The following is an 18,514-nucleotide window of genomic DNA, read 5'->3' as shown; positions in this document are numbered from 1 at the left end:
GACCCCTGGCGCGTTTTGTTCGCTGTTTTCTTGGTGGGGCCCCCGGCGCCCGCGCGGCGGCGACCCCCCCCCGCGGCGGGGCCCCGGCGGGGGGCCCGCCCCCCCCACGCCGACCTGAGGGGTGCGCTCGACCGTGTCGAGGCGCTCACCCGTGTCTCGGCGGACACGCTGGAGCAGCTCCGTGTGCCCGAGGTGCGCGCCGACGTGAACCGGCTGCTCCTGCGGACGAGTGAGCTGGTCCGCGCGACGGCCGGCGGGAAGCCGAGGAGCCGGCGCGGCGCGGACCTGGTCGGGAAGCGGCTGCGCGGGGCGCGGCTGCGCGGCACCGACCTGCGGGGGGCGCTGCTCATCGCCGCCGATCTCACGGGGGCGGATCTGTCGCTCACCGATCTGATCGGCGCCGACCTCCGCGACGCCGATCTGTCGGGGGCGGACCTGACCGGCGCCCTCTTCCTGACGCAGCCCCAGCTGAACGCGGCGCGCGGGAACGCCGACACCCGGGTCCCGGAGGGCTTCGAGCGCCCCGCGCACTGGACGGCCTGACCGTCCCCCGCCTCCTGCCCGGGAGGCCTAGGAGGAGGCCGCCGCGTTCCGCCAGACCGTGACGTCGAGCGTCAGGTAGGTGCTGGGCGAGTCCTCCGGAGAGATGCCCTTGACCGTGACGAGTCCCAGGTGTCCCGTGCCGGTCGTGACGCAGATCTGGCGGCCCGTGGACAGTTTGTTCACGTAGACGTTCTGGGTGAAGCGGGTCTCCGCGCGGCACACGGCGAGGGAGCCCTTCTGCCCCGGGTCGAGGAGGACCAGGCTGCCACCGGTGACCTCCGCGTCGAGGTAACCGCCGGTGTCGTAGGAGAGTTCGTACCCGCCGTCCTCACCGTCCTGGGGTCGCACGGTGTCGTCGCCGAGGGTCAGGTGGTAGCCGGCGGTGAGGTTGACGCTCGTGTAGTCGGCGGGCTGCGGGTCGGTGCCGGTGGAGGGCCTCGTACTCGGGGTGCTGCCGGTGGTGCCGGGTGTCGTCGCTCCGCCCTGACTGTTCGACGGGTCGCCGCTCGACGTGCCCCCGCTCGGCTTGTCGCCGTTCGCCGCGGTCGTCTGCCCCTTGTCCTTCAGCAGGGCGTACGCCGTCACACCGCCCACCGCGCCGAAGGCGAGTACGGCGGCGACGGCGACCAGCAGTCCTCGTCCGGCCCGGCCCCGTGAGGCGCCGGGCGCCGTGGGCGGTTGCCCGCCCGGGCCGCCGAGGTGCTGGTACGGCGCGGGGCCGGGCCCCTGCGTCGGCGCGTACGCGGCGTGGACCGGGGCGGCGTGCACCGGCGCCGCATGGGGCGGAGGCGTGCGGTACGGCCCGAACTGCTGTCCGACGGGTGTCCGGTGGGCGCCGGGCGGGCCGGCCGGCGGGGCCGGAGCGGCGGGCGCGGTAGGTCCCGCGGGGGCGGTGGGGGCGTAGCCGGGGGGCGGGCCCGACGGAGCGGTGGGTGAGTAGCCGACCGCGGGGGCGGCCGCCGGGGGCGGCGGGGTCTGGACGGGTGCGGGGGCGGCCGCCCTCGCCGTGATGTCGGCGGAGACCGGGGCCGGAAGCCAGTCCTCGGGGCGGCGGAGCACCGTCGCGGCGTTCGCCTGCTGGCAGAGGCGGATGATCTCGGCGAGCGTCGGCCTCGCTTCGGGGTCCTTCGCGAGGCACCGGGTGACCAGCTCGCTCAGCCGCTCCGGCACCGCGGTGAGGTCCGGCTGCTCGTGCACGATGCGGTAGAGCACGCCGTGCGAGGTGCCCTCGCCGAACGCGGGGACGCCCGTCGCCGCGTAGGCCGCGACCTGTCCGAGCGCGAAGATGTCCGTCGCCGGGGTGACCTTGCGGCCCGCGGCCTGCTCGGGAGCCATGAACGACGGGGTGCCGATGGTGACGCCGCTGCCGGTGAGCGAGGTCGCGTCGGCCGCGTGGGCGATGCCGAAGTCGATGACCCGGGGTCCGTCGGAGGCGAGCAGCACGTTGGACGGCTTGAGGTCGCGGTGGACGATCCCGGCTCCGTGGATGACGTGCAGGGCCTCGGCCATCCCGGCGACGAGCAGCAGCACCGTCTCCACGGGGAGCGCCCCGTGGGCCACGACGGCGTCGGCGAGGGACGGGCCCGGGACGTAGGCGGTGGCCAGCCAGGGCTGGGCGCCTTCGGGGTCGGCGTCGATCACGGGCGCGGTGAAGAGCCCCTGCACGCGCTGCGCGGAACGCACCTCCTGGGCGAAGCGGCGGCGGAACTCCGCGTCCTCGCCGAACTCGGGGCGGATCAGTTTGATCGCCACGGGCCGGCCACCGGGCGTGTACGACAGGTACACCTTTCCCATGCCGCCCGCCCCCAGCTTGGCGGCCAGCCGGTATCCCGCGACCGTGGTGGGGTCGTCCGCCGCGAGCGGGTGGAAGATCTCGCCCGCGTCGCCTCTCCCTGGCTGCTGACCGCTCATGTACTCATGTCTCCCCACGCTGACCTCTGTTGCCGCACGGCACCCTACCGTTGTGCGGTCACCCCGCCCGACCCGAGGGAGGCCGGGCGGCGGTGCGGCCGGCCTGTCCGGCGTACGTGTAGGGGGTGGTGGTGGAGAGGGTGAGGAAGCCGAGCCGCTGGAGGATGGGGCGGCTGGTGGCGGCGGCGTCGACCTGGACGTAGCGGTGGCCCCGTTCGGCCGCGAGGCGGGCGCGGTGGGCGACGAGGGCGCGGTAGAGGCCGCGGCCCCGCCAGCTCTCGACGGTGCCGCCGCCCCAGAGTCCGGCGAAGTCGGTGCCGGGGCAGAGTTCGAGGCGGGCCGCGCTGACGGGTTCGCCGGCCGCGAGGGCGACGACGGCGGTGACGGTGTCGGGGTCGGCCGCGAGGCGGTCGAGGAGCCGGCGGCCGATGTGGGTGCTGTCGGTGCCGAAGGCGCGTTCGTGGACCTCGACCACCTGGCGCACCCCGGCCTCGTCGGTGACCGGGCGGAGTTCGACGCCCTCGGGGAGCGGTGCGTCCAGGGGCAGAGAGGCGGCTTCGGCGGCCATCAGGGTCTCGGGGTCCTCGGCGGTGAAGCCGGCGGCGAGGAGCCGCTCGCCGAGGTCGGCGGGGGTGTCGTGGGCGTACAGCTTCCACTCGAAGGACAGACCGGCGGTGCGGTAGTGGTCGATCTGTTCGGCGATGGCCCGGTCGGCGGCGGAGGCGTCGAGGCGGGACCAGAGCACGCCGTTCCAGGCGTGCGCCGGTCCGGTCTGGCGGACGACGTCAGCGAGGCGTTCGACCCGGCAGCCGGGGCCCTCGGGGCGGGCCCCGTGGCGGAGCTGACGGTCGTACAGGTCACGCAGGCGCTGGGGTTCCATGGGATCACTCCAGCATCGCGTCCGCCCCCCTGCAACGGGGTTTCCGCTGGTCGGGACGGCGACGGCCCGGCCGGGGCCGGCCGGGCCGCGGTCCTCGCGCGGTCATAGGGCGGGGGTCACCCTGCCGGACGCGGACGGCGATCCGGTCGTTCCCGCGTCGTGCCGGAGCGGGGTGATCTGTTCGATGTCGTAGCGGATCCGGAGCCGTTCGACGGCTTGGTGGTCGACCTCTCCGCCCGAGGCGAGGATCTCCATGAGTTCCTCGAAGTACCGCTCGTGGTCGGGTGGCGGGGAGGCCTGGAAGAGCATGCGTACGGGGTCCCCGGTGGGGTTGGCGAAGGCGTGCGGGCAGCCGGGCGGCACCAGGATCAGGGTTCCGGGGGTCGCCCGCACGGCCCGCTGCCCGGAGGAGGACTCCCATTCCCGCCAGCTGTCCGTCGTGCGGACGAGCGGTTCGAAGGCGAGGACGTCGAGTTCCCCCTCCAGGACGTAGAAGAGTTCCTCGCTGTGTCCGTGGGCGTGGGCGCCGACGTCGAAGCCGGGCGGCACGACGACCTCGAAGGTGGAGGCGGTACGGGAGTGCTCGCCGGTCACCTTGAAGGTGACGTGCTGGGCGGCGGTGGTGAGGGTCTTGCCGTGGCCGGGCGGCACGATGAGGCCGCCGCCCGGTCCGATCGCGGTGGCTGTCACGGTGTGCGGGTTCCTCTCACCAGGCGACCGGGAGGGTCTCGGGGCCGCGGATGAGGGCTCCGCGCTGCCAGCGGATCTGGTCCTCGGGCACGGCGAGCCGCAGGTTCGGGAAGCGGGTCCACAGGGAGTCGACGAGGATCTCCGACTCGATGCGGGCGAGCGCCGAGCCGGGGCAGTAGTGGGGGCCGTGTCCGAAGGCGACGTGCGGGTTGTAGCCGCGGTCGAAGTCCAGCCGTTCCGGGTCGGGGAAGACGGCGGGGTCGCGGTTGGCGGTCAGGTAGGACACGTAGACCGGGTCGCCGGCCGGGATGGTGACCCCGCCGACCTCGACGTCCTCCAGGGCGATCCGGGAGAGACCGACGGCGTTGCGGTGCGGGATGTAGCGGAGGAGTTCGTCGACGGCCTGCGGGACCAGGGCGGGTTCCGCGCGCAGCCGGGCGAGGTGCTCGGGGTGGGTGAGCAGCGCGTACACCATGTTGGCGCTGTTGTTGCGGACCGCGTGGGCGCCGCCGATCTGGATGAGGACGGCGAGTCCGACGGCCTCGTGTTCGGTGAGGGTGTCGTCGTCGACGGCGTCGGCGAGGACGGCGGCGAGGGTCTCCTTGCCGGTGCCGTGGGTGCGGCCGATGAGCTCGGTGAAGTAACGGCCCATGTCGGCCTTGGCCTGTTCGCTGGCCTCGCGGCCGGCGGCGGCGGAGATGATGGTGTCGGACCAGCGGGCCATCAGCGGCTGGTCGCCCTCGGGCACCCCCATGAGTTCGCTGACCATGGCGAGCGGGAACGGCCGGTTGACGAGCTCCATGAGGTCGGCGGGCGCGCCGTGCTCCTCGACCCGGTCCAGGAGCCGGTCCATGACGTCCTGGGCGTGGTCGCGCAGCGCGCGCAGGGCGCGGGCGCTGAAGGCGCGGGCGACGACGCGGCGCATCCGGGTGTGGTCCGGCGGGTCGGCGAAACCGACGGCGCCTTCCATCGGGATGAAGTGGGGGGCGACCCGGGTGATGGAACGGCCCCAGACGGCCTGGCGGCTGAAGCGGGGGTCGACGGAGACGAACTTGACGTCCTCGTACCGGGTGACGAGCCAGGCGTGACCCTCGCCGTTGGGCAGCCGGACCCGGCTGACCGGGTCCTCGTGCAGCAGCTTGGCGAGCAGCGGGTCGAAGTCGAGGCCGGTGAGGTCGGGCACGGCCCAGAAGTGGACCTGGGGGGAGTCGGCGTCGGTGGCGGTGGTGGCGGTCACGAGGCCGCCCCCTCGGGAGGGGCGACGGCGGGGCGGTGCTGCGGGTGGGGAGGGGTGACGGCGGGGCGGTGCGGGTCGGGCATGACGTTCACTTTCGTCCGGGCACGCGGGCGGGCCGCCGCCCGGGCCGGGGCGGCGGGACCGAGACCGGGCGGACCTCGGCTGATCCAGCCTTCCCCGCCCCGGAGGCGCGCCGTCCCGGGGCCCGCCGAAAAGACACCCCAAGGTGTGATGATCGGTTCGCACCCGGCGGTGCCGGGAAAAGGGCCGGCCGACCCCTTGCCAACCCCCCGGCCCCTGCGGTTCTACTGTCCCGGAACGCATCTACCGAATGATCGGTCGTCCGGTCCGTGACCGGGGCCGTGGAGGAGCAGCGCGATGACGGACCTGCTGGACAGCGGCGAACGGCTCGGGCGCGAGGAACTCGCGGCACTCCAGCTGGAGCGCCTGCGGGCGACCCTGCGCCACGCGTACGAGAACGTGGACTTCCACCGGCGCTCCTTCGACGCGGCCGGCGTGGCCCCGGACGACTGCCGGACCCTCGCGGACCTGTCCCGCTTCCCCTTCACCACCAAGGCGGACCTCCGCGACCACTACCCCTTCGGCATGTTCGCCGTCGAACCGGACCGGATCCGCCGCGTCCACGCCTCCAGCGGCACCACCGGCCGTCCGACCGTCGTCGGCTACACCGAAGGCGACCTCGACACCTGGGCGGACGTGGTGGCCCGGTCCCTGCGGGCCGCCGGCGTCCGCCCGGGCCACAAGGTGCATGTGGCGTACGGGTACGGCCTGTTCACCGGCGGGCTCGGCGCCCACTACGGCGCGGAACGGCTCGGGTGCACGGTGATCCCCGCCTCCGGCGGCATGACGGCCCGGCAGGTGCGGTTGATCCAGGACTTCCGGCCCGAGGTCATCATGGTGACCCCCTCGTACATGCTGACGCTGCTCGACGAGTTCGGGCGGCAGGGCGTGGACCCGCGCTCGACCTCCCTGAAGGTGGGCGTCTTCGGCGCGGAGCCGTGGACGGAGGCGATGCGGAAGGAGATCGAGGAGGCCTTCGCGATCGACGCGGTCGACATATACGGCCTGTCGGAGGTGATCGGGCCAGGCGTGGCGCAGGAGTGCGTGGAGACCAAGGACGGACTGCACATCTGGGAGGACCACTTCTACCCGGAGGTCGTGGACCCCTTCACCGGCGAGGTGCTCCCGGACGGCGAGGAGGGGGAGCTGGTCTTCACCTCGCTCACCAAGGAGGCCATGCCGGTGGTCCGCTACCGGACCCGTGATCTGACGCGTCTGCTGCCGGGGACCGCGCGGGTGTTCCGGCGGATGGAGAAGGTGACCGGGCGCAGCGACGACATGATCATCCTGCGCGGGGTGAACCTCTTCCCGACGCAGATCGAGGAGCTCGTGCTCCGTACGCCGGGCGTGGCCCCCCACTTCCAGCTGCGGCTCACCCGGGAGGGACGGCTCGACGCCCTGACGGTACGCGCCGAGGCCCGCCCGGGGGCGACGGGCGAGGAGCGGGCGGAGGCGGCCCGGACGCTCGCGGCGGCGGTCAAGGACGGGATCGGGGTCTCGGTCGGGGTCGAGGTGGTCGACACCGGGACGCTGGAACGGTCGGTGGGCAAGATCAAGCGGATCGTGGACCTGCGGGAGGGCGGGAAGCGCTGAGGCCTGTCCGGAAGGGCCCGCCCACGCTCGTCACGCAGACGAGCGGCGCTGGTTTCCGGACTGGCCCGAGGGGGTCATGAGGGCTCGCCGGCGAGGCGGTCGCGGAGTTCGCGCTTGAGGATCTTGCCGCTGGCGTTGCGGGGCAGTCCGGGGGTGAAGTGGACGCGCTTGGGGGCCTTGAAGGGGGCGAGCCTCTCCCGTGCGTGGGTGAGGAGTTCGGCCTCGGTGACCTCGCCGCGCGGGACGACCACGGCCGTGACCGCTTCGATCCAGCGGTCGTCGGGGAGACCGATCACGGCCACCTCCGCGACGCCGGGGTGGGTGTACAGCGCGTCCTCGACCTGGCGGGAGGCGACGAGGACGCCGCCGGAGTTGATGACGTCCTTCACCCGGTCGACGATCGTGTAGTAGCCCTCGGTGTCGCGGACGGCGAGGTCGCCCGAGTGGAACCAGCCGCCTCGGAAGGCCGCCTTCGTCTCGTCGGGCTTGCGCCAGTAGCCGTCGCACAGCTGCGGCGAGCGGTAGACGATCTCGCCGGGGGTGCCGTCGGGGACGTCGTCGCCGTTCTCGTCGACGACGCGTGCCTCGACATGGCGGACCGGACGGCCGCACGACTCCATCCGGCCCTCGTGCTCGTCCGGGCCGAGGACGGTGGCGAGCGGCCCGATCTCGGACTGGCCGAAGCAGTTGTAGAAGGCGAGCCCCGGGAGCCGGGTGCGCAGCCGCTCCAGGACGGGCACCGGCATGACCGACGCCCCGTAGTACGCCTTGCGCAGGGCGGACAGGTCGCGACCGGCGAACTCGGGGTGGCCGGCGAGGCCGATCCAGACGGTCGGCGGGGCGAAGAGGCTGTCCGCGCGCCCGGCCTCGATCAGGTCGAACAGGACGGCCGGATCGGGGCCGTCGACGATCGTGTTCTCGGCGCCGACCGCGAGACAGGGCAGCAGGAAGACGTGCATCTGCGCCGAGTGGTACAGCGGCAGGGCGTGCACCGGCCGGTCGTCCTCGTGCAGGTCGAGGGCCTCGATGGCGCTCGTGTACTCGTGGGCGAGCGCGAGGTGGCTCATCATCGCGCCCTTGGGGAGGGCGGTGGTGCCCGAGGTGTAGAGCAGTTGGGCGAGGTCTCGGGCGTCGCGGTCGGTGGGGTACGTCTCCGGTTCGGCGAGCGCGTCGAGCAGTGAACCGGGCGCGTCACGCAGGGCCTTGACCGCGAAGCCGTCGGGGACGCGGTCCGCGAGGGCCGGGTCTGCGAGGACGAGCGAGCTGTCCGACTGCTCCAGGACGTACGCGAGGTCCTCACCCGTCAGGTGGTGGTTGACCGGCACGTGGATCAGCCCGGACCGGGCGCAGGCGAGGAACGCGATGAGGTAGGCGTCCGAGTTGTGGCCGTACGTCGCCACCCGGGCGTACTCCGGCAGGGCGAGGCCGTGCCGCCGCTCGCGCAGGACCGCTGCGGCGGTGGAGACGGCCGCGTCCAGCTCCGCGTACGTCCACGTCCTGTCGGCGTACCGGACGGCGATCCGGTCGGGGACACGCCGGGCGCTCGCGCGCAGGAAGCCGTCGACGGTACGGCTGAGGAGTCGGTCCATGCGGTGATCCTCGGCGCGGACGGTCCGAGGGTCAAGTACCGCTCCCAGTGCCGCACTTGTCCGGACGCCGGATACCGAACGGGATGTTGACAAGGGGGCGCGCGGCTGGGTGCATGGGGCAACCAGCAGTGCACATCCGTCCGTCGGGAGACACGTTGCATCTCCGCACCCGTCTGAAACACCTGGCGCTCACCGGCGCCGCCCTCGCCGTCGTCACCGCCTCGCTGCCGGGCGCGGCGGCCGCGGACTCCGGCGGTCGGGGCCACCGTCCCTCCGACCGGGGGCTGTCGGCCGTCATCCGGTACACCGAGTACGGCGTCCCGCACATCGTGGCCAAGGACTACCCGAACCTCGGTTTCGGGACGGGCTGGGCCCAGGCCGCCGACCAGGTCTGCACCCTCGCGGACGGCTTCCTGACCGTGAACGGTGAACGGTCCCGGCACTTCGGTCCGGACGCCGCCACGGACGGCTCGCTCTCCTCCGCCGCCACGAACCTCTCCAGCGACCTGTACTTCCGCGGGGTGAAGGACGCCGGGACGGTCGAGGAGCTGCTCGCGACCCCGGCACCGGCCGGGCCGAGCCGTGACCTCAAGGAACTGATGCGCGGCTGGGCGGCCGGGTACAACGCCTGGCTGCGGAAGAACCGGATATCGGATCCCGCCTGCGCGAAGGCCGCGTGGGTCCGTCCGGTGACCGCGCTCGACGTGGCCCGGCGGGGCTTCGCCGTGTCGGTGCTCGGCGGGCAGGGCCGGGCCGTCGACGGCATCACCGCCGCCCGGCCGCCGGCCGCTTCCACGGGGGAGCCCGTACGGGCGCCCGACCCGGAGCGTGCGGCCGCGGCCGCGCGGGACCTGTTCGCCGCCGGGAACGCCACCATGGGCTCCAACGCCGTCGCCTTCTCGGGCGCCACCACGGCGAACGGGCGCGGGCTGCTCCTCGGCAACCCGCACTATCCGTGGCAGGGCGGACGCCGCTTCTGGCAGTCGCAGCAGACCATCCCGGGCGAACTGAACGTCTCCGGTGCCTCGCTCCTCGGCACCACCGTCGTGAACATCGGCTTCAACGACAAGGTGGCCTGGAGCCACACCGTCGCCACCGGGGTGCCGCTGAACCTGCACCAGCTGACGCTCGCGCCCGGTGACCCGACCGCGTACCTGGTGGACGGCCGGCCCGAGCGGATGACCCCGCGCACGGTGACCGTGCCGGTGAGGGACGGCGCGCCCGTCACCCGCACCCAGTGGTGGACCCGGTACGGCCCCGTCGTCGGCGGCCTCGGCGCCCAGCTCCCGCTGCCGTGGTCCCCCACCACGGCGTACGCGCTCAACGACCCCAACGCGGTCAACCTGCGCGGCTCCGACACCGCACTCGGCTTCGGGAAGGCCCGGTCCACGCAGGACATCGCCGACACCCTCGCACGCACCCAGGGCCTGCCCTGGGTCAACACGATCGCCGCGGACTCGGCGGGGCACTCCCTCTTCACCCAGGCGCAGGTACTCCCCCGCGTCACCGACGAACTCGACCGGCGCTGCTCCACCCCGCTCGGCCGGGCCACCTACCCGTCATCGGGTGTGGCGGTGCTCGACGGCTCCCGGTCGGACTGCGCGATCGGCTCCGACCCCGACGCGGTACAGGCGGGGGTCTTCGGCCCCGCGCGGATGCCGGTCCTTCGGGACACCCCGTACGTGGCGAACTCCAACGACAGTGCCTGGCTGACCCACGCCGACCGGCCGCTGACCGGCTACGAGCGTGTCTTCGGGACGATCGCGACCCCGCGTTCGCTGCGCACCCGGGGCGGGATCGAGGACGTGGCGGCGATGGCGGAGCGCGGCCGGCTGACGGTGGCGGACCTGCAGCGCCAGCAGTTCGCCAACCGGGCGCCGGCCGGTGACCTGGCGGCCGCCGACGCGGCGGAGGCCTGCGCGGGCGCGCTCCCGGGCGACCCGGAGGTCTGCCGGGTGATCGGCGCCTGGGACCGGACGGTGGACACCGGCAGCCGGGGCGCGCTGCTCTTCGACCGGTTCTGGCGGAAGTTCACCGGCACGGTGAGGCCGGCCGACCAGTGGAAGGTGCCGTTCTCGCCGAACGACCCCGTCCGTACCCCGAACACCCTGAACACGTCGGCGCCCGGGTTCGCGAAGGCGCTGACCGACGCGGCGGCGGAGCTGCGGGCCGCCGGGATCCCGCTGGACGCGCCCCTGGGCGCCCATCAGTTCGTCGTACGGAGCGGGCAGCGGATCCCGGTGAGCGGCGGCACCGAGTCGCTCGGGATCTGGAACAAGACCGAATCCGTGTGGGACGCGGCGGGCGGCGGCTACGTCGAGGTGGCGCACGGGACCAGCCATGTGCAGGCGGTGGGCTGGGACGGCGGAAGGTGCCCGGTGGCCCGGACCCTGCTGTCGTACTCCCAGTCGTCGAACCCGGCGTCGCCGCACTACAGCGACCAGACCCGGCTGTACGCGGGTGAGCGCTGGGTGACCTCCCGGTTCTGCGAGAAGGACATCCTGCGCTCACCGGCGCTGCGGGTGGTGGTCGTCAGGGGCTGAACGCCTCTTCCGGGCCCCGTCGTCAGGGGCTGAACGACAGGAAGACGAAGGCCGCGAAGATCGAGAGGTGGACGCCGCCCTGGAGGAGGTTGGCACGTCCGGGCACCACGGTCAGGGCGCTCACCACACCGGTGAGGACGAGCAGGACCATGTGGAGCGGGCCGAGACCGAGCACGAGGGGCCCGGACAGCCAGATCGATGCGAGCGCGATCGCCGGAATCGTCAGTCCGATACTGGCGATCGCGGAGCCGTACGCCAGGTTGAGGCTGGTCTGCACCCGGTCCCTGCGGGCGGCGCGGACGGCGGCGAGGGTCTCGGGCAGCAGCACCATGAGGGCGATGACGACGCCGACGACCGCCTTGGGCAGGCCCGCCGACTCGACGCCGTTCTCGATGGTCGGCGAGATCAGCTTGGCGTTTCCGACGACGGCGACGAGGGCGACCAGGAGCAGGCCGAGGCTGGTCCAGGTGTCGCGCCGGGTGGGCGGCTCGGCGTGCTCGTCCGCCGAGTCGTGGCCGGGGCGCGGCACCGGGAGGAAGTAGTCCCGGTGCCGTACGGTCTGGACGCCGACGAACACGCCGTACAGACAGAGGGAGGCGACCGCGGCGAAGGCGAGCTGCGCGGTGGAGAACTCGGCGCCGGGCTGGCTGGTGGTGAAGGTGGGCAGGACCAGCGTCATCGTGGCCAGGGTGCAGACGGTGGCGAGCGCGCCTCCGGACCCCTCGGCGTTGAAGACCGCGACCCGGGTGCGAAGGGCGGCGACGAGGAGGGACAGGCCGACGATGCCGTTGCAGGTGATCATGACGGCGGCGAAGACGGTGTCACGCGCGTACGTGGAGGTCTTCTCACCGCCTCCCGCCATCAGCGTGACGATGAGCCCGACCTCGATGACGGTGACCGCGACGGCGAGGACGAGCGAGCCGTAGGGTTCGCCGACGCGGTGGGCGATGACCTCGGCGTGGTGGACCGCCGCGAGGACGGCGCCGAAGAGGCAGAGCGTGATGAGCCCGACGGCGAAGCCCGGGAGATCCCGCCCCCAGGCCGCCGCGAGGGCAAGCGCCGCCACCACCGGCCCCCAGGTGGTCCACTGCCGTGCCGTCGCCGCCGTACTCGAACTCATGATCCGCATCCTGCCACAAAGGATGCTTTCAGCCCTTTCGTTCCAAGGTCGCGGCCGGTGGACGAGCGGCTGGAACGGACGCTCCCGACCCTCCCGGCAGGGGTCGCGGAGGCGGCACTTGTCCCGCTCGCCGTGGGGTTCGCGGGGCACGACCGGGACGCAGTGCCGCCTCGATCTCGGCCGGGTAACCGTCCTGGAAGGAAGTCCGGAGCCGACCCCTTAGCCTGCGCTTGAGCCTGAGCCTGAGCCGGGCGCGGGGGAGACGGCGGCTGCGGCCTTGAACGTGCGAAGGAGGTGTCGAGAGCGTGGGCATGGCGGAAGGCGGAGGCGGGGCCGGCAGGCGCACCAGCCTGCGGCCGGGCTCGGCCGAGGAGGCCGGGCTGCTCTCCGCGCACCTGGACGGGCTGGTCACGGAGGCGGAGAGGTTCCTCGCGCCCTCCCCCACCCACCCCTGGTACGCGGGCGCCGTGCTGCTCGCCGGCCGTGGCGGGATCGTCGCCCTGCACCGGGCGATCGGCTCGGCGGTGCGGTACTCGGCCTACGACGAGACGACGGACACCGGCGTCGAGCTGCCGCCGGAGCGCCGGGTCGCCATGACCGAGGAGACCGTCTTCGACCTGGCGTCGGTCACCAAACTGTTCACCTCGATCCTGGCGGTGCAGCAGATCGAGCGCGGAACACTGGACCTGGAGGCGAGGGTCACCGCGTACCTCCCGGAGTTCGGTGGCGGCGGGAAACGGGAGGTCACGGTACGTCAGCTGCTCACCCACACCTCGGGGCTCCGGGCGTGGCTTCCGCTGTACGAGGAGCGCACGCGGGAGGGGAGTCTGCGGCTGCTGTGGGACGAGGGCCCGGCGCACTCGCCGGGGACCGCGTACCTCTACTCCGATCTGAATCTGATCACACTTCAGCTGGTCCTGGAGGAGATCACCGGTCACGGTCTGGATGTCCTGCTCCACGACGAGATCACCGCTCCCCTCGGGATGCCCCGCACTCGTTTCGCTCCACCGCTCTCCTGGCGGCCGGGGATCGCCGCCACCGAGGACGCCCGACCACCGTGGTCCGGCCTCGACCGGGGCATGGTGCGGGGCGAGGTCCACGACGAGAACGTCCACGCTCTCGGCGGGGTCGCGGGCCACGCCGGGATCTTCTCCCGCGCCTGGGACCTCGCGGTCCTCGCCCGCACCCTGCTGAACGGCGGGGCGTACGGCCCGGCACGCATCCTCTCCCCCGCCTCGGTGGACCTCATGTTCACCGACTTCGCCGGCGCCTTCCCCGGTCACGGCCACGGCCTCGGCTTCGAGCTGCACCAGCACGGGTACATGGGCGCGATGGCCACTCCCCGTACGGCCGGGCACACCGGATTCACCGGTACCAGCATGGTCCTGGACCCGACGACCGACACGTTCCTGATCGTCCTCGGCAACTCCGTGCACCCGGTGCGGTCCTGGCGCTCGGGCTCCGCCCCGCGCGTCGCCCTCGCCGACCGGCTGGCCAGGGCCGTGCCCGTACGGTCGGCCGGGGGTCGCGCGGCCTGGTTCTCCGGCATGACGAGCGGCAGCACCGGCACCCTCACCCTGCCGCCGGTGCCGGGTGCGGCACGGTTCGCGTGCACCCTGTGGTGGGACACCGTGCCCGGCGCGGACGCGACCGCCCTGGAGGCCTCGGCGGACGGCGGCAGGACCTGGCGGCCGGTGCCCTTCACCACCGACGGGCGCACCGAGCACCCGACGGGGACGGTCGGCGGCTGGTCCGGGCGGGTCTGGCACACCGTGTCCGCGCCGCTGAACCGGGCGGAGGGACTCGTGCGCTGGCGGTACACCATGGACCGGCGGTACGTGGGGCGTGGCGTGTACGTGGACGGGCTCCGGCTCCTCGACGGGGCGGGGCGCCCGGTGTTCGACGCCGCGCGGCCGGCGGACGAGGCGCGGATCGAGGCGAACGGATGGTGCAGGTCGGTCGATTGAACACGCCGGGCGCAGCGCCCGCAGGGACCCCGGACACGTGATCACATGAGATACCGTCCCGGCGGGAGATCTCCTGCGTAACGAGGTGTTTCCTTCGTGTCGTCCCTGCCCGAGCGCCGTCCCCCCGGCGCGCGCCGCTTCCCCCTCTCCGCATGGCTGTGCGCTCTCTCCCTCGCCGTCCTGGCCACGGTCGTGCTCGCGGTCGCACCGCCGTCCCGCGCGGACGCATCGGGGACGACCGCCACCACGGCGTCCACCGCACCGCTCACGACCCAGGTGCTCACCACGCCGTTCAAGGCGCGCGAGAACTACTTCTGCACGCGGATCCCCGCCCTCGTCACCAGCACCGACGGTGTCCTCCTCGCGTTCGCCGAGGGCCGCACCCGGCTGCCGACGACGGGTTGCCACGACGTCGGCGACAACGACATCGTGCTCAAGAGGTCCGTCGACGGCGGTGCGCACTGGGAGGACCTCCGGGTGATCATCGGCGCGGGAGACACGCGGGCGCACGGCAACCCCGTGCCCGTGGTGGACGCCGTCACCGGCCGGATCACCCTGCTGTACGCCAGCAGCGACTGGAACCGTGACGGGGCCAAGCCCGATCGTGACGGCTTTCCCCGTACCATCCACTCCGTCCACAGCTCGGACGGCGGCGTGACCTGGTCCGCGAGCGTCGAGCTGCCGCAGTTGAAGGCCCCCGGGTGGGGGTGGGTGTCCACCGGACCCGGCCACGGCATCCAGCTCACCCGCGGACCGCACCGGGGCCGGCTGATCGTGCCCGGCGACCACACGGCGGGGGGCAACACGACCGCGGGCGCCCACCTTTACCACAGCGACGACGGCGGCCTGACGTGGAAGCTCGGCGCCGTCACCCCCGCCGTGAGCAAGTCCGGGGCGTTCCCGGCCGAGTTGACGGTCGCCCAGACCACCGACGGCGCCGTCCACGTCAACGCCCGCAACTCCGAGCCCAGCCGATGCGCGACCAACGACCACCGGCTGGAGACCACGAGCGCCGACGGCGGCGCCTCCTTCGCCGCGCCCTTCACTCCCGTGGCCGATCTGGACACCTCCCCCACGTTCGGCTCGCTGCTGCGACTGCACGCACCCGACCAGGACGGCAGGCCCGAGCGGCTGCTCTACTCCGGCCCCTCCCGCCTGGGCCCGAACCCGCTGGAGGACCGTCGCGAGCTGGCCGTCCGCTCCTCGTACGACGAGGGGAAGACCTGGAGGACCGTCGGCACCCTCGTCTCGGCGGCCCGCACCGGCTACTCCGATCTGACCCTCCTGCCGGACGGCTCCCTCGGCGTCCTGTACGAGACGGCCGGCAACGTCCCGCACGGCAACCTCGTCTTCGCGGCCTTCACCGAGAAGGACATGGACGACGCCGCGACCGAGCTGCGCCGCCCGCGCACCGCCGACACCCGGGTGCGGCCACCCGGCGAGGCGGGCAACCACGCCGTCGTCCACGGCGGGGCCGTACTCGGAACCCGCCTCAGCGGCAAGGCCATGGAGCTCGACGGTACGGACGACTACCTGCGTCTGGTCTGCTCGCCGTCCCTGCGGGTCGACGACCGGGACTTCACCGTCACGGCCTGGTTCCGGCACTCGGCCACCACCGGCACGCTGCCGATCGTGTGGGCGTACGGGATGCCGGGCACCGACCCGCTCAAGAAGGGCCGGCACTTCTCGGTCAGGGCCGAACCCGGGGCGGGGAACGTCCTGCGCGCCACCGTCGGCACGGACATCGGTTCCACGGAGGTGACACTCCCCTCCTCGTACAACGACGGCGCATGGCACCACGTCGTGTTCACCCGCGCCGACCTCACCCTCGGCCTCGCGGTGGACGGCGGCGCTCCGGCCACCGCCGCCATGCCGGAGGGGGCGTCGGCGGCCGACAGGAACGTCACCCCCGCCGCCCAGTTCAACATCCACATCGGCGCCCGGCCCGACTTCCCCAACCAGCCGCCCGGGGTCACGCAGCTCTTCCGTGGCACGCTCGACGACGTACGGCTCTTCCGGCGCGCGCTGACCCCGGCCGAGGCCGCCCTGGTGAAGAGCGGCTCGCTCGACGTGGCCACCGCGGACGAACGTCTCCGCCTCGGCTTCTCCACCGTCTGGTAGAGCCGCCCGGGGTCAGGCGCCCGGTTCCGAGGCCGTACGGAGGGCGGTGAGCACGGGGCTGATCAGGGGGTGCTCCTCCGCACCGCGCCGGACGGCGGCGAAGACCCTGCGCGTCGGGGCCACACCGTCGATCGGGCGTACCTCCACCCCCGCGAGTTCCATGCCGCGCAGCGCCGAGCGGGGCACGAGCGCCACTCCCGCGCCCGCGGAGGCGAGGGCGACGACCGCGCGGAAGTCGTCGGACGCGTGCTCCAGGCGCAGGGTGAACCCGGCGTACTCGCAGGCCAGGACGGTGACGTCATGGCAGGGGTTGCCGGTGGACTGGCCGATCCAGGTGTCCTTGGCGAGGTCGGCGAGCGCGACCCGCCGCTCGTGCGCGAGCGGGTGGCCGGCCGGCAGGACCGCGTCGAAGGGCTCCGCGTAGAGCGGGACGCGGGTGAGGCGGGCGTCGTCCTCGCCGGGAGCGCCCCGGTACTCGACCGCGACGGCCACGTCCACCTGCCGGTCGAGGACCATGAGCAGGCTCTCGTCGCCCTCGGCGTCCCGGACCCGGACCCGGATGCCGGGCGCGGTGCGGGACAGGGCCGTGAGGGCGGGGGCGACCACGAGCCCGATGCCGGTGGCGAAGGCGGCGACCGTGACCGTACCGGCGTCACCGGAGCTGTAGGCGGCGAGTTCCGACTCGGCGCGCTCCAACTGGGCGAGGACGGCGTTGGCGTGGCTGAGCAGGATCTCGCCGGCGGGGGTGAGGCGGGCGCCCCGGGCGCTGCGGTCCACCAGGCGGTGACCGGTCTCCTGTTCCAGGGCGGCGAGCTGCTGGGAGACGGCGGAGGGGGTGAGATAGAGCGCGGCGGCCGCCGCCGTGACCGTGCGGTGGTCGGCCACCGCACGGAGGATGTGCAACCGCCGCGCTTCGATCATGCCCCTAGTCTCGCAGGCCGCGAGACCGGCTCTCGTCCCGGCCGCGCGGGGTCCGGGACCGGCCGCGCGGACCACCCCCGACCCGGGCGCGCAGGTCGCGGGACCGGCGTTCGCACTCAGCCGCGCAGGGCGGCTCGGGTCTCGACGAAGGCGTCGACGGCCCGGTTCACGTCGGCCGTGGAGTGGGCGGCGGAGAGCTGCACCCGGATCCTGGCCTGGCCCTGCGGCACGACCGGGTACGAGAACCCGATCACGTACACACCGCGCTCCAGGAGCAGTTCGGCCATGCGGCCCGCCTCGGAGGCGTCGCCGATCATGACGGGGGCGATGGCGTGGTCGCCGGGGAGGACGTCGAAGCCCTCGGCCGTCATCCGGGTCCGGAACAGCTCGGTGTTGGCGCGCAGCCGCTCGCGGAGGTCATCGGCGGACTCCAGGAGGTCCAGGACCTTCAGCGAGGCGGCGGCGATCACCGGGGCGAGCGTGTTCGAGAAGAGGTACGGGCGGGAGCGCTGACGCAGCAGGGCGACGATCTCGGCGCGGGCGGCGACGTAACCGCCCGAGGCGCCGCCGAGGGCCTTGCCGAGGGTGCCGGTGATGATGTCGACGCGGTCCATGACGCCGTGCAGCTCGGGGGTGCCCCGGCCGCCGGGGCCGACGAAGCCGACGGCGTGCGAGTCGTCGACCATGACCATGGCGTCGTAGCGCTCGGCGAGGTCGCAGATCTCGCCGAGCGGGGCGACGTAGCCGTCCATGGAGAACACGCCGTCGGTGACGATGAGCTTGCGCCGGGCGCCGCCCTCCGTGGCCTCCTTCAGCTGCTGCTCCAGGTCGGCCATGTCGCGGTTGGCGTAGCGGAAGCGCCGGGCCTTGGAGAGGCGGATGCCGTCGATGATCGAGGCGTGGTTGAGGGCGTCGGAGATGACGGCGTCCTCGGCGCCGAGGATCGTCTCGAAGACTCCGCCGTTGGCGTCGAAGCAGGAGGAGTAGAGGATCGTGTCCTCCTGGCCGAGGAAGGCCGAGAGGCGCGCCTCCAGCTCCTTGTGCACCTCCTGGGTGCCGCAGATGAAGCGGACGGACGCCATGCCGTAGCCCCAGCGGTCCAGCGCCTCGTGGGCGGCGGCGATCACCTCCGGGTGGTCGGCGAGGCCCAGGTAGTTGTTGGCGCAGAAGTTGAGCACCTCGCCGGGACGCCCGCCCTCGGTCACGGCGACGGTGGCCGACTGGGGCGTGCCGATGACCCGCTCGGGCTTGTGGAGCCCGGCCTGCCGGATCTCGTCGAGGGTGGCGCGGATGTCGTCGCGTACGGAATCGAACATGG

Annotated in this window: 13 protein-coding genes; 5 read left to right on the top strand and 8 right to left on the bottom strand. The window is 73.4% G+C overall.

Annotated elements, in window-relative coordinates; all coding sequences use genetic code 11:
* Positions 1–543, top strand: a 543-nt coding sequence (locus tag ACFWV2_RS17590) for a pentapeptide repeat-containing protein (RefSeq protein WP_384405927.1), incomplete at its 5' end; no start/stop codon positions are given.
* Positions 544–570: 27 nt separating this feature from the next.
* Here the strand turns inward: ACFWV2_RS17590 and ACFWV2_RS17585 are convergent.
* The 4 genes from ACFWV2_RS17585 to ACFWV2_RS17570 form a co-directional block, all read right to left on the bottom strand.
* A complete protein-coding gene (locus ACFWV2_RS17585) occupies positions 571–2,454 on the bottom strand; it encodes a serine/threonine-protein kinase (protein ID WP_384405926.1) in 1,884 nt (627 codons plus the stop codon).
* Positions 2,455–2,512: 58 nt separating this feature from the next.
* Entirely contained in the window at positions 2,513–3,334 is an 822-nt protein-coding gene (locus ACFWV2_RS17580) for a GNAT family N-acetyltransferase (protein ID WP_384405925.1), read from the bottom strand.
* Positions 3,335–3,436: 102 nt separating this feature from the next.
* Positions 3,437–4,024, bottom strand: a complete 588-nt coding sequence (locus ACFWV2_RS17575; RefSeq protein ID WP_384405924.1) for a cupin domain-containing protein — start codon at positions 4,022–4,024, stop codon at positions 3,437–3,439.
* Positions 4,025–4,040: 16 nt separating this feature from the next.
* Complete coding sequence (locus ACFWV2_RS17570; protein ID WP_384405923.1) at positions 4,041–5,261, bottom strand: cytochrome P450; 1,221 nt, start codon at positions 5,259–5,261, stop codon at positions 4,041–4,043.
* A 378-nt stretch (positions 5,262–5,639) separates the two neighbouring features.
* On the opposite strand from ACFWV2_RS17570, the gene paaK reads away from it, so the two are divergent.
* Positions 5,640–6,935, top strand: coding sequence for a phenylacetate--CoA ligase PaaK (gene paaK, locus ACFWV2_RS17565; RefSeq protein ID WP_384405922.1), 1,296 nt, complete (start codon positions 5,640–5,642; stop codon positions 6,933–6,935).
* Between the two features lie 74 nt (positions 6,936–7,009).
* On the opposite strand, the gene ACFWV2_RS17560 is transcribed toward paaK, so the two are convergent.
* Entirely contained in the window at positions 7,010–8,524 is a 1,515-nt protein-coding gene (locus tag ACFWV2_RS17560; protein WP_384405921.1) for a fatty acyl-CoA synthetase, read from the bottom strand.
* Between the two features lie 155 nt (positions 8,525–8,679).
* Between ACFWV2_RS17560 and ACFWV2_RS17555 the strand changes: the two genes are divergently transcribed.
* The gene (locus tag ACFWV2_RS17555) at positions 8,680–11,067 is read left to right on the top strand and encodes a penicillin acylase family protein (protein WP_384405920.1); all 2,388 of its coding nucleotides are present in this window, start codon (positions 8,680–8,682) and stop codon (positions 11,065–11,067) included.
* A gap of 22 nt (positions 11,068–11,089) precedes the next feature.
* Here ACFWV2_RS17555 and ACFWV2_RS17550 read toward each other — a convergent pair whose 3' ends face one another.
* Positions 11,090–12,187, bottom strand: a complete 1,098-nt coding sequence (locus tag ACFWV2_RS17550) for a calcium:proton antiporter (protein ID WP_384405919.1) — start codon at positions 12,185–12,187, stop codon at positions 11,090–11,092.
* A 311-nt stretch (positions 12,188–12,498) separates the two neighbouring features.
* Here ACFWV2_RS17550 and ACFWV2_RS17545 point away from each other — a divergent pair, with 311 nt between their 5' ends.
* A complete protein-coding gene (locus ACFWV2_RS17545) occupies positions 12,499–14,154 on the top strand; it encodes a serine hydrolase (protein ID WP_384405957.1) in 1,656 nt (551 codons plus the stop codon).
* A 96-nt stretch (positions 14,155–14,250) separates the two neighbouring features.
* A complete protein-coding gene (locus ACFWV2_RS17540; protein ID WP_384405918.1) occupies positions 14,251–16,275 on the top strand; it encodes an exo-alpha-sialidase in 2,025 nt (674 codons plus the stop codon).
* A gap of 12 nt (positions 16,276–16,287) precedes the next feature.
* Here the strand turns inward: ACFWV2_RS17540 and ACFWV2_RS17535 are convergent, their stop codons facing one another.
* Positions 16,288–17,196, bottom strand: a complete 909-nt coding sequence (locus tag ACFWV2_RS17535) for a LysR family transcriptional regulator (protein WP_384405917.1) — start codon at positions 17,194–17,196, stop codon at positions 16,288–16,290.
* Positions 17,197–17,312: 116 nt separating this feature from the next.
* Entirely contained in the window at positions 17,313–18,512 is a 1,200-nt protein-coding gene (locus ACFWV2_RS17530) for a glycine C-acetyltransferase (protein ID WP_384405916.1), read from the bottom strand.
* Positions 18,513–18,514 lie beyond the last annotated feature (2 nt).

The sequence above is a fragment of the Streptomyces sp. NPDC058671 genome, assembly GCF_042716475.1.
Taxonomy (GTDB): Bacteria; Actinomycetota; Actinomycetes; order Streptomycetales; family Streptomycetaceae; genus Streptomyces.
Note: the sequence above shows the minus strand (reverse complement) of the source record. Positions and strands in the feature narration are given on the sequence as shown.

What these genes read in the sequence shown, in the direction of transcription:
- ACFWV2_RS17585 (WP_384405926.1), bottom strand. Translation starts at nt 2,454, where the DNA reads ATGAGCGGTCAGCAGCCAGGGAGAGGCGACGCGGGCGAGATCTTCCAC.
- ACFWV2_RS17580 (WP_384405925.1), bottom strand. Translation starts at nt 3,334, where the DNA reads ATGGAACCCCAGCGCCTGCGTGACCTGTACGACCGTCAGCTCCGCCAC.
- paaK (WP_384405922.1), top strand. Translation starts at nt 5,640, where the DNA reads ATGACGGACCTGCTGGACAGCGGCGAACGGCTCGGGCGCGAGGAACTC.
- ACFWV2_RS17560 (WP_384405921.1), bottom strand. Translation starts at nt 8,524, where the DNA reads ATGGACCGACTCCTCAGCCGTACCGTCGACGGCTTCCTGCGCGCGAGC.
- ACFWV2_RS17550 (WP_384405919.1), bottom strand. Translation starts at nt 12,187, where the DNA reads ATGAGTTCGAGTACGGCGGCGACGGCACGGCAGTGGACCACCTGGGGG.
- ACFWV2_RS17545 (WP_384405957.1), top strand. Translation starts at nt 12,499, where the DNA reads ATGGCGGAAGGCGGAGGCGGGGCCGGCAGGCGCACCAGCCTGCGGCCG.
- ACFWV2_RS17535 (WP_384405917.1), bottom strand. Translation starts at nt 17,196, where the DNA reads ATGATCGAAGCGCGGCGGTTGCACATCCTCCGTGCGGTGGCCGACCAC.
- ACFWV2_RS17530 (WP_384405916.1), bottom strand. Translation starts at nt 18,512, where the DNA reads ATGTTCGATTCCGTACGCGACGACATCCGCGCCACCCTCGACGAGATC.